The 15,080-nt window shown below is 69.9% G+C and carries 14 protein-coding genes and 1 rRNA gene; 14 read left to right on the top strand and 1 reads right to left on the bottom strand.

From position 1 onward, the window contains the following. A 5S ribosomal RNA gene (gene rrf / locus MIAR_RS00525) occupies positions 1-80 on the top strand; the annotation flags it as partial. Positions 81-126: 46 nt separating this feature from the next. Here rrf and MIAR_RS00530 read toward each other — a convergent pair. Continuing rightward, positions 127-1,215: an autotransporter outer membrane beta-barrel domain-containing protein gene (locus MIAR_RS00530; RefSeq protein WP_285629919.1), complete on the bottom strand. Its 1,089-nt coding sequence runs from the start codon at positions 1,213-1,215 to the stop codon at positions 127-129. On the opposite strand from MIAR_RS00530, the gene MIAR_RS00535 reads away from it, so the two are divergent. The 13 genes from MIAR_RS00535 (at position 1,156) to MIAR_RS00595 (ending at position 15,071) form a co-directional block, all read left to right on the top strand. Further along, the gene (locus MIAR_RS00535; RefSeq protein WP_285629921.1) at positions 1,156-2,049 is read left to right on the top strand and encodes a hypothetical protein; all 894 of its coding nucleotides are present in this window, start codon (positions 1,156-1,158) and stop codon (positions 2,047-2,049) included. The genes MIAR_RS00530 and MIAR_RS00535 overlap by 60 nt on opposite strands. Then, the gene (locus MIAR_RS00540) at positions 2,049-3,086 is read left to right on the top strand and encodes an HAD-IIA family hydrolase (protein ID WP_285629923.1); all 1,038 of its coding nucleotides are present in this window, start codon (positions 2,049-2,051) and stop codon (positions 3,084-3,086) included. The genes MIAR_RS00535 and MIAR_RS00540 overlap by 1 nt, the downstream gene beginning before the upstream one ends. Positions 3,087-3,166: 80 nt before the next feature. Then, positions 3,167-3,334, top strand: a complete 168-nt coding sequence (locus MIAR_RS00545) for a hypothetical protein (protein WP_285629925.1) — start codon at positions 3,167-3,169, stop codon at positions 3,332-3,334. After that, positions 3,331-4,128 carry a TlyA family RNA methyltransferase gene (locus MIAR_RS00550; RefSeq protein WP_285629927.1) on the top strand — a complete coding sequence of 266 codons (798 nt, stop codon included), beginning with the start codon at positions 3,331-3,333 and terminating at the stop codon, positions 4,126-4,128. The genes MIAR_RS00545 and MIAR_RS00550 overlap by 4 nt, the downstream gene beginning before the upstream one ends. After that, a complete protein-coding gene (locus MIAR_RS00555) occupies positions 4,125-5,030 on the top strand; it encodes an NAD kinase (protein ID WP_285629928.1) in 906 nt (301 codons plus the stop codon). Before MIAR_RS00550 ends, MIAR_RS00555 begins: the two co-directional genes overlap by 4 nt. Next, positions 5,027-6,715 carry a DNA repair protein RecN gene (gene recN, locus MIAR_RS00560; protein WP_285629930.1) on the top strand — a complete coding sequence of 563 codons (1,689 nt, stop codon included), beginning with the start codon at positions 5,027-5,029 and terminating at the stop codon, positions 6,713-6,715. Before MIAR_RS00555 ends, recN begins: the two co-directional genes overlap by 4 nt. A 17-nt stretch (positions 6,716-6,732) precedes the next feature. Continuing rightward, positions 6,733-8,424, top strand: a complete 1,692-nt coding sequence (pyrG, locus tag MIAR_RS00565) for a CTP synthase (RefSeq protein ID WP_285629932.1) — start codon at positions 6,733-6,735, stop codon at positions 8,422-8,424. Then, positions 8,411-8,998, top strand: a complete 588-nt coding sequence (locus MIAR_RS00570) for an NUDIX domain-containing protein (RefSeq protein WP_285629934.1) — start codon at positions 8,411-8,413, stop codon at positions 8,996-8,998. Before pyrG ends, MIAR_RS00570 begins: the two co-directional genes overlap by 14 nt. Before the next feature lie 4 nt (positions 8,999-9,002). Then, positions 9,003-9,905, top strand: a complete 903-nt coding sequence (gene xerD / locus MIAR_RS00575) for a site-specific tyrosine recombinase XerD (RefSeq protein WP_285629936.1) — start codon at positions 9,003-9,005, stop codon at positions 9,903-9,905. Between the two features lie 100 nt (positions 9,906-10,005). Then, on the top strand, positions 10,006-11,553 hold the full coding sequence (locus MIAR_RS00580; RefSeq protein ID WP_285629938.1) for an amino acid permease: 1,548 nt from the start codon (positions 10,006-10,008) through the stop codon (positions 11,551-11,553). 16 nt (positions 11,554-11,569) lie between these two features. After that, positions 11,570-12,283 carry a FadR/GntR family transcriptional regulator gene (locus MIAR_RS00585; protein WP_285629940.1) on the top strand — a complete coding sequence of 238 codons (714 nt, stop codon included), beginning with the start codon at positions 11,570-11,572 and terminating at the stop codon, positions 12,281-12,283. 5 nt (positions 12,284-12,288) lie between these two features. Then, positions 12,289-13,674 (top strand): glutamine synthetase family protein, encoded by a 1,386-nt coding sequence (locus tag MIAR_RS00590; protein WP_425561582.1) that lies wholly within the window; start codon positions 12,289-12,291, stop codon positions 13,672-13,674. A gap of 2 nt (positions 13,675-13,676) precedes the next feature. After that, positions 13,677-15,071: an aldehyde dehydrogenase family protein gene (locus tag MIAR_RS00595; protein WP_285629944.1), complete on the top strand. Its 1,395-nt coding sequence runs from the start codon at positions 13,677-13,679 to the stop codon at positions 15,069-15,071. Positions 15,072-15,080 lie beyond the last annotated feature (9 nt).

A 15,080-nucleotide genomic window follows, 5' to 3' on the forward strand; every position in this document is an offset into this window, starting at 1 on the left:
TTCCGAACCCGGAAGCTAAGCCTCACAGCGCCGATGGTACTGCAGGGGGGACCCTGTGGGAGAGTAGGACACCGCCGGACTTCTCTTAAGTAAGATGGCCACCCAGGGTTGGGTGGCCATCTTGCGTTAACAAGCAAAAAGGGAGTCAGAATGTCGGATGAGCAGCGGGACCGCCGAGACGGTGAGGGCGCGCGCGATCGACGTTCGGGCTCCGAGCGCAAGCCGCGCTACTCGGACTCCTCCTCGAGGACGCCGCGGCGCAACGACGCCGGCGGCTCCCGTGACGGTGAGCGTCGTCCGTACGGCGATCGCAACCAGGGTGAGCGCCGCTCTTACGGCGATCGCGACCGCAGTCAGGGTGACCGCCCGTACCGTGGAGACCGCCCTCAGGGCGAGCGTCGTCCATACGGTGACCGCCCACAGGGTGAGCGCCGTCCGTACGGTGACCGCCCACAGGGTGAGCGCCGTCCGTACGGTGACCGTCCTCAGGGCGAGCGCCGCTCCTTCGAGGACCGCGACCGCAACCAGGGAGACCGCCCGCACCGCGGCGACCGCCCTCAGGGCGAGCGCCGCTCCTTCGGGGACCGCGATCGCAGTCAGGGAGACCGCCCGTACCGCGGCGATCGCGCTCAGGGTGAGCGTCGCCCCTATGGTGATCGTCCGCAGGGTGAGCGTCGTCCCTATGGTGACCGCGACCGCAGCCAGGGAGACCGCCCGTACCGTGGTGACCGCCCTCAGGCTGAGCGTCGCCCGTACGGCGACCGTTCCAAGGGTGAGCGTCGCCCGTACGGTGATCGTCCGCAGGGTGAGCGTCGTCCCTATGGTGACCGCGACCGCACCCAGGGAGACCGCCCGTATCGCGGCGACCGTCCCCAGGGTGAGCGTCGCCCGTATGGTGACCGTGACCGCACCCAGGGAGACCGCCCGTACCGTGGTGATCGCACCCAGGGAGACCGCCCGTACCGTGGTGATCGCCCCCAGGGTGAGCGTCGTCCCTATGGTGACCGCCCCCAGGGTGAGCGTCGACCCTACGGTGACCGTCCCCAGGGCGAGCGCCGTTCCTTCGGAGATCGCGACCGTGATCGCGGCGAGCGTCCGTCCTACCGGGACCGTCCGCGCGGGGGCGCCGATCGTCCCGTCAACGAGTTCGCGCCGGTGCGCGAGCGCATCGAGGAGCCGCCGATCCCCGAGGAGATCACCGCGCGCGACCTGCACCCCTCGGCGCGCAATGAACTGAAGACCCTCAGCAAGGAGAACGCCGACCAGACGGCCCGCCACCTGGCGATGGCCGCGCAGCTGATCGATGAGGAGCCGGAGCGCGCCCACGCGCACGCCCTGGCGGCATCCCGTCGCGCCGGCCGCATCCCCGTGGTGCGTTCCACTCTCGCGATCACCGCATACGGCATCGGCGACTTCGCCCTCGCCCTTCGGGAGCTTCGCACCTACCGGCGACTCTCCGGCAAGGACGACATGATCGCTCTGATCGTCGACAGCGAGCGCGGTGTCGGTCGTCCGGACCGCGCCCTCGAGGAGGGTCGTGCCGTGGATCGCTCGGCTCTCGAGCCCGAGGTCCGCGTCGCGCTGGCGATCGCCATGTCCGGCGCCCGCCTCGACCGAGGAGAGACCGAGCTCGCGCTCGGCGAACTCGAGATCCCCGAGCTCGACCCCGATCGCGCCTTCGAGTGGAGCCCCGCGCTCTTCTCGGCGCGCGCTGCGGTGCTCGAGGACCTCGGCCGCACCGACGAGGCGGCGTTCTGGACTGAGCGCGCCGATGTCGCGGCATCCGCTCTCGGCCTCGACGGCCAGTTCGACGAGATGATCGTCGAGGACGGCCTGATCGAGGACTTCGACGAGGACTTCGACGAGGACTACGACGACGACTCCGAGCCCGGTGACGCCGAGGACGTCGAGGGTGTCGAGTCCGTCGAGGGTGTCGAGTCCGTCGAGCTCGCCGACGCCCCGGAGACCGAGACCGCGACGATCTCGGACGACGCATCCGCGGACGTGCCTGAGGACGGCACCGATCGCGAGTCGGAGTCCGAGGCCTGATGGCGCTGTTCCGCCGCGCGAAGTCGGCGCCCACCCCGCTGACCGACCGTGACGCACTGCTCGCCGACCTCGACGGGGTGGTCTACGCCGGACCCGGTGCCCTCCCGTATGCGATCGACAGCCTGAACCGCGCCGCCGAGCAGCTGCGCCTCGGATACATCACGAACAACGCGTCCCGCACGGATGCCGCTGTCGCCGCGCACCTCAGCGAGCTCGGCCTCACCGTGGCTCCTGCCGACGTCGTGACGAGCCCGCAAGCCGCCATGCGGCTGCTCGCGACCATGGTGCCCGCGCCCGCGAAGATCCTCATCGTCGGGGGAGACGGCCTGGTCGACGAGGCCCACAAGGCCGGATACACGGTCACCCGCAGCGCCGAGGACGCGCCGGCCGCGGTCGTGCAGGGCTTCGCCCCCGAGGTCGGCTGGACCGACCTCGCCGAAGCCGCGTTCGCGCTGCAGGTGCCCGAGGAGGAGGGCGGGATCCCGTGGATCTCGACCAACACCGACTGGACCATACCGCGAGATCGCGGCGTGGCACCGGGCAACGGCACGCTCGTGTCCGCCGTGCACACGGCGATCGGCCGGCTCTCGATCGTCGCGGGCAAGCCCGAGAAGCCGATCTTCGAAGTGGCCGTCGAGCGCTTCAGCGCGCAGCGCCCCCTCTTCATCGGCGACCGGCTCGACACCGACATCGCGGGCGCCGCCCGCGCCGGCATCGACTCCGCCCTGGTCCTGACGGGCATCGACCGTCCCAAGCACGTGCTCGCCGCCCCGCAGGGCTCGCGTCCTGACTACATCCTCAGCGACCTGCGCGAGCTGCACGAGCCGTATCCGGAGACGCTCGAGAAGAACGGCGTCTTCATGGTGAACGACGCCGCCGTGCGCGTGGTCGACGCGGACGTGCAGATCGTGGCCGAGGGCTCCTCGCAGATCGACCTGCTGCGCGCAGGTGCGGCGGCGATCTGGGCGACGGGCCTGATGATCTACGCGTTCCGAGTGCCGGAGCGGCTCTACGCGGATCCTTTCCACAAGCCCTGAGTCGCTCAGGCGCTCTGGTCCTTTCCACAGGCCCTGAGCGTCTCCCTCGGCTCGTCGGTGGCGCGCGTTACAGTGGTCGGATGGAGCACACGCGCGACGAGCCGGCCGACGCCCTGTGGAGTCGGCTGCGGTTGATCGAGGGGCAGCCCCTCGACGCCCGCGCCGATGCCTACGGATCCCTGCACGACGAGCTCATGAAGCGACTCGAGAGCGCGCCCCGCAGCGACGCGGCCCCGGGAACGCGATGACCAGACTCGATGCGGCCCTCGCGGCGCGAGGCCTGGCCCGCTCGCGCTCGCACGCCGCGACCCTGATCGCCGACGGGCTCGTCCGGGTGGCCGGGCACCCCGTCGTGAAGGCTTCGACGCCGGTCACCGACGACACCGAGATCCGCGTCGACGGCGCCGACCACTACGTCAGCCGCGGTGCCCACAAGCTCATCGCCGCCCTCGACGGCTTCGCGCTCAACCCCCAGGGCAGGCTCGCCCTCGACATGGGAGCCTCCACCGGTGGATTCACGCAGGTGCTGCGCGAGCGCGGCGCGCGCCGCGTGCTCGCGGTCGACGTCGGTCACGGTCAGCTCGCGCCGTCCATCGCCGCGGATGCCGGTGTCACCTCGGTCGAGGGATTCAACGTGCGGCACATGACCGCGGAGAGCCTCTTGGACGCCACGGGGGAGCCCGCCCGACCCGAGCTCGTGGTCGGCGACCTCTCCTTCATCTCCCTGGAGCACGTGCTGCCGGCGGTCGCCGGAGTGATCGCACCCGGCGGCGACGCCGTGCTGCTGGTGAAGCCCCAGTTCGAGGTGGGCCGCACGGCCATCAAGGGCGGGCTCGTCAACAACCCGGCGCTGCGGGTGGACGCGGTCGAGCGCACCCTGTGGACCGCGCACGACAGCGGGCTGGGCGTGCTCGGCATCCTGGCCTCGCCCATTCTCGGCACGCACGGCAACGCCGAATACCTGGTGCACCTCGCACCCGACCGTGGCACGGATCCGTCAGAATGGTCGGAGCAGATCGCACACGTGGCAGGAGGACGATGAACGAGCGCCGGATCCTGGTCGTCGCCCACGCGAAGCGGCCCGACACGGTCGATGCGGCCCTGCGCGTGATCGACGCGCTGCACCAGGCGGGGGCGGTTCCCGTGCTCGCGGCCCCCGATCGTGAGGACCTCTCCGACGTCGATGCCCGGTTCGCCGAGATCGCGCAGCTGGGCGAGGACGTGGCGGCCGAGGACCTCGAGCTGGCCATCGTCCTCGGCGGCGACGGCACGATCCTGCGCGCGGCCGAGCTGGTCCGTGACTCCGGAGCGCCCGTGCTCGGCATCAACATGGGACACGTCGGCTTCCTGGCCGAGATCGACCGCGACGACATGGATGCCGCCGTGCACCGGGTCATCGCGCGCGACTACGAGGTCGAGGAGCGCATGGCGCTCTCGGTGCGGGTGAAGGACGTCGAGGGCACCGTCGTCTACGAGACGTGGGCCCTGAACGAGGCCACCGTCGAGAAGGCCAGCCGCGAGCGCATGATCGAGGTCGTCATCGAGATCGACGGCCTGCCCCTGTCGAGCTTCGGATGCGACGGGATGGTCGTCTCCACGCCGACCGGCTCAACCGCCTACAACTTCTCCGCCGGCGGGCCCGTGATCTGGCCGACCGTGGAGGCCATCGCCGTCGTGCCGCTGTCCGCGCACGCGCTGTTCGCGAAGCCTCTGGTCGTCGGGCCCGAGGCATCCGTCGCGATCGAGATGCTCGAGCGCACGAGCGGCACCGGCATCCTGTGGTGCGACGGCAGACGCTCGCACGACCTGCCGCCCGGAGCGCGTGTCATCGTGCGCCGGTCGTCACGGCCGGTGCGCCTCGCGCGACTGCATCCGACGGCCTTCACGAACCGACTGGTCCGCAAGTTCCAGCTGCCCGTCGCGGGATGGCGAGGTGCCTCGTGATCGATGAGATGCGCATCCGCGGCCTGGGCGTGATCGACGACGCCGTGCTGCCGCTCGGCCCCGGGTTCACCGCCGTCACCGGCGAGACCGGCGCGGGCAAGACCATGGTCGTCACCGGACTCGGCCTGCTGCTCGGCGCGAGGGCGGATTCCTCCGCCGTGCGGGCCGGAGCCTCGCAGGCATCCGTCGCGGGTGTCTGGCTGGTGCCGCCGCACGGACCGGTCGCCGACATCGTCACGGATGCCGGCGGCGAGCTCGAACCCGCAGGCGACGCCTCCGAGCTGTACGTCTCGCGCACGCTCAGCGCCGAGGGGCGCAGCCGCGCGAGTGTGGGCGGCCGTGCCGCCCCCGCCTCCGTGCTCTCCGCCCTCGCCGATGAGCTGGTGGTCGTGCACGGTCAGTCCGATCAGCTGCGCCTGCGTTCGGCATCCGCTCAGCGCGACGCCCTCGACCGCTTCGGCGGCGAGCGGATCGCGACCGCGCTGTCCGAGTACACCGAGCGGTTCCAGGCCTGGCGGGCACTGGATGCCGAGATCGCCGAGCTCACCGAGAACCGTGACCGTCGCGCCGCCGAGGCCGCGCAGCTGCGCGAGCAGCTCGCCGAGATCGAGCAGCTCGAACCCGAAGCGGGGGAGGACGTCTCCCTGAACGAGCGCGCCGAGCGCCTCGCGAACGCCGAGGAGCTGCGGCTGTCGGCGTCCCAGGCACGCACCGCGCTCTCCAGCGAGGACGACGAGCCCGACGTGGCAGGACTCATCGCCGAGGCACGGCGCGCCCTGGAGCGGTCCGCCGACCCGCAGCTCAGCGAGATCGCGGAGACCCTCGCCGACCTCGGCTACCGCGCCGCGGACCTCGCGGGGCAGCTGTCCACCTATCTCGCCGACCTCGACGAGTCGGGCCCGCACGAGCTGGCCGCCGTCGAGGAGCGCCGTGCGGCGATCGGCGGGCTGATCAGGCAGCACGGCTCGCTGGAGCAGGCGCTCGAGGTGTGGCGGACGGGCTCCCTGCGCCTCGCCGAGCTCGACGACGACGGCGACCGGATCGAGCGGCTCACCGCACAGGCATCAGAGGCGCGCAGCGCGCTCGACGCCGCCGCCGACGCGCTCACCGCAGCCCGCACCGAAGCCGCCGCGAGACTGTCCGACGCCGTCACCGAGGAGCTGCACGCCCTGGCGATGCCGGATGCCCGACTCGAGGCGCGGGTCTCACCGGGCACCGAGTCCGCACACGGCCGCGACGACGTCGCGATCCTGCTCGCCCCGCATCCCGGCGCCGAGCCGCGCTCCGTGTCGCGCGGCGCCTCGGGCGGTGAGCTGTCCCGCGTCATGCTGGCCATCGAGGTCGTCATCGCCGGCACCGACCCGGTCCCGACCTTCGTGTTCGACGAGGTCGACGCCGGCATCGGCGGCGCGGCCGCCATCGAGGTCGGCCGCAGGCTCGCGCAGCTCGCCCGCACCTCGCAGGTGATCGCGGTCACCCACCTCGCCCAGGTCGCCGCGTTCGCCACCAACCACCTGTCCGTGGTCAAGTCGAACGACGGCTCCGTCACGGCCTCCAGCGTCACCCGCCTCTCGGGCGAGCAGCGCGAGGCGGAGATGGCGCGACTGCTCTCCGGTCTCGCCGATTCGGATGCCGCTCTCAGCCACGCCCGTGAACTCCTGAGCCTCGGCTCGGGAACGAACTGATAGGATAAAAGCCCGTGATGAACTCTTCTGTTGCGGGGCCCAAGAACGACACCACTCGACACATCTTCGTGACAGGCGGTGTCGTTTCGTCGTTGGGGAAGGGTCTCACGGCGGCCAGCCTGGGCAACCTCCTCACCGCCCGCGGACTGCGCGTGGTCATGCAGAAGCTCGACCCGTACCTGAACGTGGACCCGGGCACCATGAACCCGTTCGAGCACGGCGAGGTGTTCGTCACCGACGACGGCGCGGAGACCGACCTCGACATCGGCCACTACGAGCGCTTCCTCGGCATCGAGCTGTCGAAGGCCGCCAACGTCACGACCGGCCAGATCTACTCGCAGGTGATCGCCAAGGAGCGCCGGGGCGACTACCTCGGCGCCACCGTGCAGGTGATCCCGCACATCACGGACGAGATCAAGCGCCGCATGCGGCTGCAGGCCACCGAGGAGCCGCGCCCCGACGTGATCATCACCGAGGTCGGCGGCACTGTCGGCGACATCGAGTCGCAGCCGTTCCTCGAGTCCGCGCGTCAGCTGCGCCACGAGCTCGGTCGCGGCAACGTGTTCTTCGTGCACGTCTCGCTGGTCCCCTTCATGGGCGCCTCCGGCGAGCAGAAGACCAAGCCGACCCAGCACTCCGTCGCTGCCCTGCGCCAGGTCGGCATCCAGCCCGACGCCCTCGTGCTGCGCAGCGACCGCCCCGTGAGCGAGAGCAACCGCAACAAGATCGCCCTGATGTGCGACGTCGACACCGAGGGCGTCGTCAACACGGTCGATCTGCCGAGCATCTACGACATCCCGTCCACCCTGAACGACCAGGGTCTGGACGCGTACATCATCTCCAAGCTGGGCCTGGACGAGCGGGCCGGCGAGGTGGACTGGACCCGCTGGAACCAGGTCCTGCACGCCGTGCACAACCCCAAGCACGAGGTCACCATCGGCCTGGTCGGCAAGTACATCGACCTGCCCGACGCGTACCTGTCGGTGACCGAGGCGCTCAAGGCCGGCGGCTTCGCGCACGAGACCAAGGTCAACGTCCGCTGGATCGCGTCGGACACCTGCGAGACGCCCGAAGGCGCCGCGAAGAACCTCGGCGACCTGGACGGGATCCTCGTGCCGGGCGGCTTCGGCATCCGGGGCATCGAGGGCAAGCTGGGCGCGCTGCGCTTCGCGCGTGAGCAGGGCATCCCCACGCTCGGCATCTGCCTGGGCCTGCAGTGCATGGTCATCGAGTACGGCCGCCACGTGGCAGGGATCGCGGGGGCGTCGTCGACCGAGTTCGACCCCGAGACCGCCGAGCCCATCATCGCGACCATGGCCGAGCAGGTCGAGATCCTCGACGGCGGCGACCTGGGCGGCACCATGCGCCTGGGGCTGTACGAGGCCGCCCTCGCCGAGGGCTCCCTGGCGCGCGAGCTGTACGGTGCGGACACGGCCTCCGAGCGCCACCGCCACCGCTACGAGGTGAACAACTCCTACCGCGACCGCCTCACCGACGCCGGACTGGTGTTCTCGGGTCTGAACCCCGACCTCGACCTGGTCGAGTACGTCGAGCTCCCGCGCGATGTGCACCCGTACTACATCGCCACGCAGGCGCATCCCGAACTGCGCTCGCGCCCGACCGCGCCGCACCCGCTGTTCCGCGGCCTGATCGGCGCCGCCATCGAGCGGCACCGCTCGAGCGAGCTGTTCGGCGATGACGAGTCCTGATCCTTCGCGAGAGGGCCTGCGGGACGAGCCCTTCGAGCCCGAGGTCCTCTCCAGCGAGATCGGGTTCCGAGGAGCCGTGTGGAACGTGCTCGATGAGCGCGTGGCGTACGGCGACGGTGAGATCCGCCGCCAGTACGTCGCCCACACGGGTGCCGTCGCCGTCGTCGCGATCGACGATCAGGACCGTGTGCTGCTGATCCAGCAGTACCGGCATCCGATCCGGCACCGCGACTGGGAACTGCCCGCGGGCCTGCTCGACATCCCGGGGGAGGACCCCATGGTCGCCGCGCAGCGCGAGCTGGCGGAGGAGGCCGACATCACCGCCGAGCACTGGGAGCACCTGGTCTCGAGCTGGACGACTCCGGGCGGCAACGACGAGATGATCCACGTCTACCTCGCCACCGGCATCGGCGCGGCCGCCGCCGCGCATGCGCGGGAGGACGAGGAGGCCGACATCCGCGTGGAGTGGGTGCCGCTGGCGGATGCCGTGGAGGCCGTGCTCGAGGGAAGGATGCACAACGGCATCCTCTCCATCGGCGTGCTCGCGGCCGCGACGAAGCGCGACCGCCGCTGACGACATGCAGCTCGACCGTGCGCTGAACGCCTACCTGCGACACATCACGATCGAGCGCGGCCTCTCCGAGCACTCGATCGCCGCCTACCGCCGCGACCTGAGCGCCTACGTCGACTGGCTCCATGAGCGCGGGATCGACGCGACCGAGGGCATCACCCAGGCCGTGGTGGCGGAGTTCATCGGCGAGCGCTCGGCGGCCGATCCGCCGCCGGCGGCGACCAGTCTCGCCCGGCTGCAGTCCTCCGTGCGGGGCTGGCACCGCTTCCTCGCCAGGGAGGGCATCGAGGAGGACGACCCCACCGGCCGGATGCGCCCTCCGAAGACCCCGCAGCGGCTGCCGAAGGCGCTGACGATCGATCAGGTCGAACGGCTGCTGGCGGCGCCCTCGCCGGAGGATCCGATCGGCATCCGCGATCGCGCTCTGCTCGAGCTGCTCTACGCGACCGGCGCGCGCGTGTCGGAAGCCGTGTCGCTGGACGTGGACGACCTCTCCTACGGCGATGTGCTGCGCCTGCGCGGCAAGGGCGACAAGGAGCGCATCGTGCCGGTGGGCTCCTACGCCCGTGCTGCCGTCGACGCGTACCTGACCAGGGTGCGCCCAGGACTCGCGGCCAAAGGGCGGGCGAGTGCCCGGCTGTTCCTGGGCGCGCGCGGCGCCCCGCTGTCGCGGCAGAGCGCCTGGCTGATCATCCGCGCCGCGGCCGAGAAGGCGCAGATCACCGCGGAGGTGTCGCCGCACACCCTGCGGCACTCCTTCGCCACGCACCTGTTGCAGGGCGGCGCCGACGTGCGTGTCGTGCAGGAGCTGCTGGGGCATGCATCCGTCGCGACGACGCAGATCTACACGCACGTCTCGGTCGACACCCTGCGCGACGTCTACGCGACCTCGCATCCGCGCGCGACCTAGGCGACCGTAAATGGATTGAAGTCAGACCATTGACAGCTTTCGGTGGATGAGGCCAGAATCGCTCCAAACGCTCCCTCCACTGAAAGCAGGTAGCACTTCCATGAGCGAATCCACAAAGGCTGTGGGGACCGGCCCCGTCGATGATGACGCCGCCGCCCTCGCCGAACTCGGCTACAAGCAGGAACTCCATCGCGGGATGTCGGGCTTCTCGAACTTCGCGGTGTCCTTCTCGATCATCTCGATCCTGGCCGGCTGCATCACGTCCTTCAACATCGCGCTGAAGTCGGGGGGACCGAGCGCGATCACCATCGGATGGCCGCTGGTCGGCGTCTTCGTGCTGTGCGTCGCGCTGGCCATGGCGGAGGTCTGCTCCCGCTATCCCACCGCCGGCGGCCTGTACTTCTGGGCCGGACGCCTGGCCAAGAGGAGCAAGCGCCAGTGGGCGTGGTTCGTCGGGTGGTACAACTTCCTCGGCGAGGTCGCGGTGACCGCCGCCATCGACTACGGCGCGGCCGCGACCATGATGGCCTTCGCCAACCTGATGTGGGGGACCGAGGTCACCGCGCTGAACACGTTCCTGCTGTTCGTGGCGCTGATCGTCATCCACGGACTGCTGAACACCTTCGGCGTGAACCTGGTGAGCCTGCTCTCCTCGGTGTCGGCGTGGTGGCACATCGTCGGCGTCGTGATCATCGTCGCCGTGCTGTGGATCATGCCCTCGCAGCATCAGGACGTCGCCTGGACCTTCACCACCTGGCACAACGAGACCGGCTGGGGCTTCGGCCCCTACGTGTTCCTGATGGGCCTGCTGATGGCCCAGTACACCTACACCGGCTACGACGCCTCGGCGCACGTCGCCGAGGAGACCAAGAACGCCTCGGTCGCGGCGCCGAAGGGCATCGTGATGAGCGTGCTGATCTCGATCATCGGCGGCTGGATCCTGCTGTACACGATCGTCGCGGCGATCCAGGACGGCAGCGAGGCGGGACTGTCGAAGATCGTCGGCACCGATCTCGGCTCGGGCCCGGCGCAGATCTTCATGGACGCGCTGAACAACCCGGACGTCGCGAAGTTCCTGCTGTTCATCGTGTGCGGCGCCCAGTTCTTCTGCGGCATGGCATCCGTCACCGCCAACTCGCGGATGAGCTACGCGTTCTCGCGGGACAACGCCATCCCCGGATCGAGGCTGTGGGCGCAGGTGAACAAGCGCACCGGCACCCCGACCAACTCGATCTGGCTGTGCGTGGTGCTGTCGATCGTGGTCACCGTCCCCGCCCTGTTCAACACGACCGCGTATGCCGCCGTCACCTCCATCGCGGTGATCGGCCTGTACATCGCGTACGTGACCCCGGTGTTCCTGCGCCGGCTGAACCCGGCGTTCCAGCCCGGCCCGTGGAACCTCGGCCGCTGGAGCGGTCTGATCGGCTGGGTCGCCGTGGTCTGGGTGGTGTTCATCGTCATCCTGTTCGTGCTGCCTCCGGTCACCCCGATCACGGTCGACACGTTCAACTACGCACCGATCGCCGTCGCGGTCGTCGCCATCCTGTCGATCGTGCTGTGGTACGCCTACGGCAAGCGCGACTTCATGAACAGCAGCGCAGAGGCCGAGCACCTCACCAAGTCCGCAGACACGCTGCTGGACGAGTGAGCGCGATCGGACGACGATGATGGACTCCCTCCTGGTTGATGCCGCGCTGCACCCGGTGCGCGGGCAGATGGCCTTCGAATCCTGCGTGGAGCAGCTCGGATCGGCCATCCAGCTCGGCATCTTCCGGGTGGGCGAGAAGCTGCCCGGCGAGCGCGAGCTCGCTGAGCGGCTGAACGTCTCGCGCGCCACCCTCCGGGAGGCCATCAGCGCTCTCCGCGCCGCCGGGCTCGTTTCGACGACCCGGGGGCGCGGAGGGGGCACCGTCGTCGAGCCGCCGAAGCAGGCGTGGCCCGCCGGCCAGCATCCGCCCCGTCGGGCCGAGATCGACGACCTGATCATCTTCCGCTCGGTGATCGAGCCGGGAGCGGCGCACCGCGCCGCCCTCACCGACCTCACCGACGAGCAGCGGCAGCTGCTGGAGAACGGCCTCGTCGAGGTCGACGCCGCCGAGACGCCCGCCGACTACCGGCAGGCGGATGCCAGGCTCCACCTCGCCATCAGCACCGTCTGCGGCTCGGACGAGCTCGCGCACGCGTGCAGCGGCGTGCAGGCGAAGATCCACCAGCTGCTCGCCGAGATCCCATTCCTCAAGAAGAACATCGAACACGCCGACGCCGAGCATCGGGAGATCGTCGCAGCGATCCTCGACGGCGACGCCGAGCGCGCGCGCCGTGTCATGGCAGCGCACTGCGACGCCACGGCCGCACTCCTGAAGGGCCTTCTGAAATGAGCACGATGAACGTCACCCCCACACCTCCGCGCAACGATCGGATGCTGACCGTCGACCGCCTGCGCGGAATGATCCTGGAGGGGGAGATCGACACGGTCGTCCTCGCCTTCACCGACATGCAGGGCCGCCTGCAGGGCAAGCTGCTGCACGCCCGCTTCTTCCTCGACTCCGTGCTGGGCCACGGCACGGAGGGCTGCAACTATCTGCTCGCCGTCGACGTCGACATGAACACCGTCGACGGCTACGACCACGCGTCATGGGCGAGCGGATACGGCGACATGGAGTTCATCCCCGACCTGTCGACGATCCGGCTGATGCCGCACCGCCCGGGCAGCGTGCTGATCCAGTGCGACCTGACCAGCACGACCGGCGAGGCGGTGCGGGTGTCGCCGCGGAGCATGCTGCGCGCGCAGGTCGATCGCGCGGCCGGGCACGGCTGGAAGGCCGTCGCCGGAACCGAGCTGGAGTTCGTGATCTACAACACGCCCTACGAGAAGGCGTGGGACGACGGCTACCGCAACCTGATCCCGGCCAACCGGTACAACATCGACTACTCCATCCTGGGCTCCTCCATCGTCGAGCCGCTGCTGCGCGACATCCGCAACACCATGTACTCCTCGGGACTGACCGTGGAGTCGGCCAAGGGGGAGTGCAACTTCGGTCAGCACGAGATCGCGTTCCTGTTCGACGAGGTGATCGCGACCGCCGACAACCACTCGTACTACAAGACCGCCGCCAAGGACATCGCCCGTCAGCACGGCCAGTCGATCACGTTCATGGCCAAGCCGAACCAGCGCGAGGGCAACTCCTGTCACGTGCACATGTCGCTGCGCGGCAAGGACGATGACGGCCTCGTCTTCTGGGACGAGCAGAACGGGCGTCGCTCCGCGGTGTACGACCACTTCATTGCGGGCGTCCTGGCGACCATGCGCGAGTTCACGCTGTTCTACGCGCCGAACATCAACTCCTACAAGCGCTTCGTGAAGGGCTCGTTCGCGCCGACCTCCGTCGCTTGGGGCATCGACAACCGCACCACCGCGGTCCGGCTGGTCGGCAGCGGGAAGAGCGCGCGGATGGAGAACCGTCTCCCCGGCGGCGACATGAACCCGTATCTGGGCCTGGCCGCGATGCTCGCCGGCGGGCTTTACGGCATCGAGAACGAGCTCTCGCTCGAGGAGGAGACCCGCGGCAACGCCTACGAGTCCGGTGCGCCGGTCGTGCCGACCACCATGCACGCGGCCCGTGACGCACTGGCGAACTCCGAGATCGCCGCGCAGGTGTTCGGCGAGGACGTCGTCCGGCACTACGTGCACTACGCGGACGTCGAGATCGAGGCGTTCGACGCCGCCGTCACCGATTGGGAGCTGACCCGCGGATTCGAGAGGCTGTGAGCATGAGAATCCCCACCACCCCGTTCGGCGCCGGCGGCGCCTTCACGGTGCTGAACCCCGCGACCGGCGCCGCCGTCGCCACCGTCCCGCAGGCCGATCTCGCCGAGACGGATGCGGCGATCGAGCGCGCGCACCGCGCCTACCCCGCCTGGCGCGCCATCGCGCCGGCGGAGCGGGCCCGGCTGCTGCGTTCATTCGCCTCGGTCGTCGACGCGCACATCGACGAGCTCGCCGCCCTCGAGGTCGCGGGGGCGGGGCACACCATCGGCAATGCCCGCTGGGAGGCCGGCAACGTCCGCGACGTGCTGAACTACTACAGCGCTGCACCCGAACGTCACTTCGGCAGGCAGATCCCGGTACCGGGCGGTGTGGACATCACGTTCCACGAACCGCTCGGTGTGGTCGGCATCATCGTGCCGTGGAACTTCCCCATGCCGATCGCCGGCTGGGGCTTCGGCCCGGCTCTCGCGGCGGGCAACACCGTCGTGCTCAAGCCCGCCGAGCTCACCCCGCTCACCGCCATGCGGCTCGGTGAGCTGGCACTCGAAGCCGGCATCCCGGAGGGCGTGTTCACCGTCATCCCGGGCAAGGGGCGGATCGTCGGCGACCGTTTCGTGACGCATCCGCTGGTGCGCAAGGTGTGCTTCACCGGGTCCACCGACGTCGGCAAGGGCATCATGCGCGGCTGCGCCGACCAGGTCAAGCGCCTGACGCTGGAGCTCGGCGGCAAGAACGCGAACATCGTCTTCGAGGACGCCGACCTCGAAAGGGCTGCGGCATCCGCGCCCGGGGCAGGCCTCGACAACGCGGGGCAGGACTGCTGCGCTCGCTCCCGCATCCTCGTGCAGCAGAGCGTGTACGACCGGTTCCTGGAGCTGCTGCAGCCCGCCGTGGAGTCGTTCCGCGTGAAGGACCCCGCTGCCGAGGACGCGGAGATGGGGCCGCTCATCTCGGCGAAGCAGCGCGATTCGGTGGCATCCGCTCTGACGGGCGCCGACGTGGCGTTCCGCGGTCAGGCCCCGGACGCCTCCAGCGGGTACTGGCTCGCCCCGACCGTGGTCATGCCGCGGGGAGCGTCCGACCCGGTGTGGTCGCAGGAGCTGTTCGGGCCGGTGCTGGCCGTCATGCCGTTCACGGACGAGGCGGATGCCATCGCCAAGGCCAATGACACTGAGTACGGCCTGTCCGGCTCGATCTTCACCCGCGACGTCGGCCGTGCGCTGCGCGTCGCGCGCGGCGTGGAGAGCGGCAACCTGTCGGTGAACTCGCACTCCTCGGTGCGGTACTGGACCCCGTTCGGCGGGTTCAAGCAGTCGGGTCTGGGGCGCGAGCTCGGACCGGACGCACCGGACTCCTTCTCCGAGGTGAAGAACGTCTTCATCTCGACCGACAATTGATCAGATCTC

The sequence above is a fragment of the Microbacterium arabinogalactanolyticum genome (assembly GCF_030268005.1).
Lineage (GTDB): Bacteria > Actinomycetota > Actinomycetes > Actinomycetales > Microbacteriaceae > Microbacterium > Microbacterium arabinogalactanolyticum.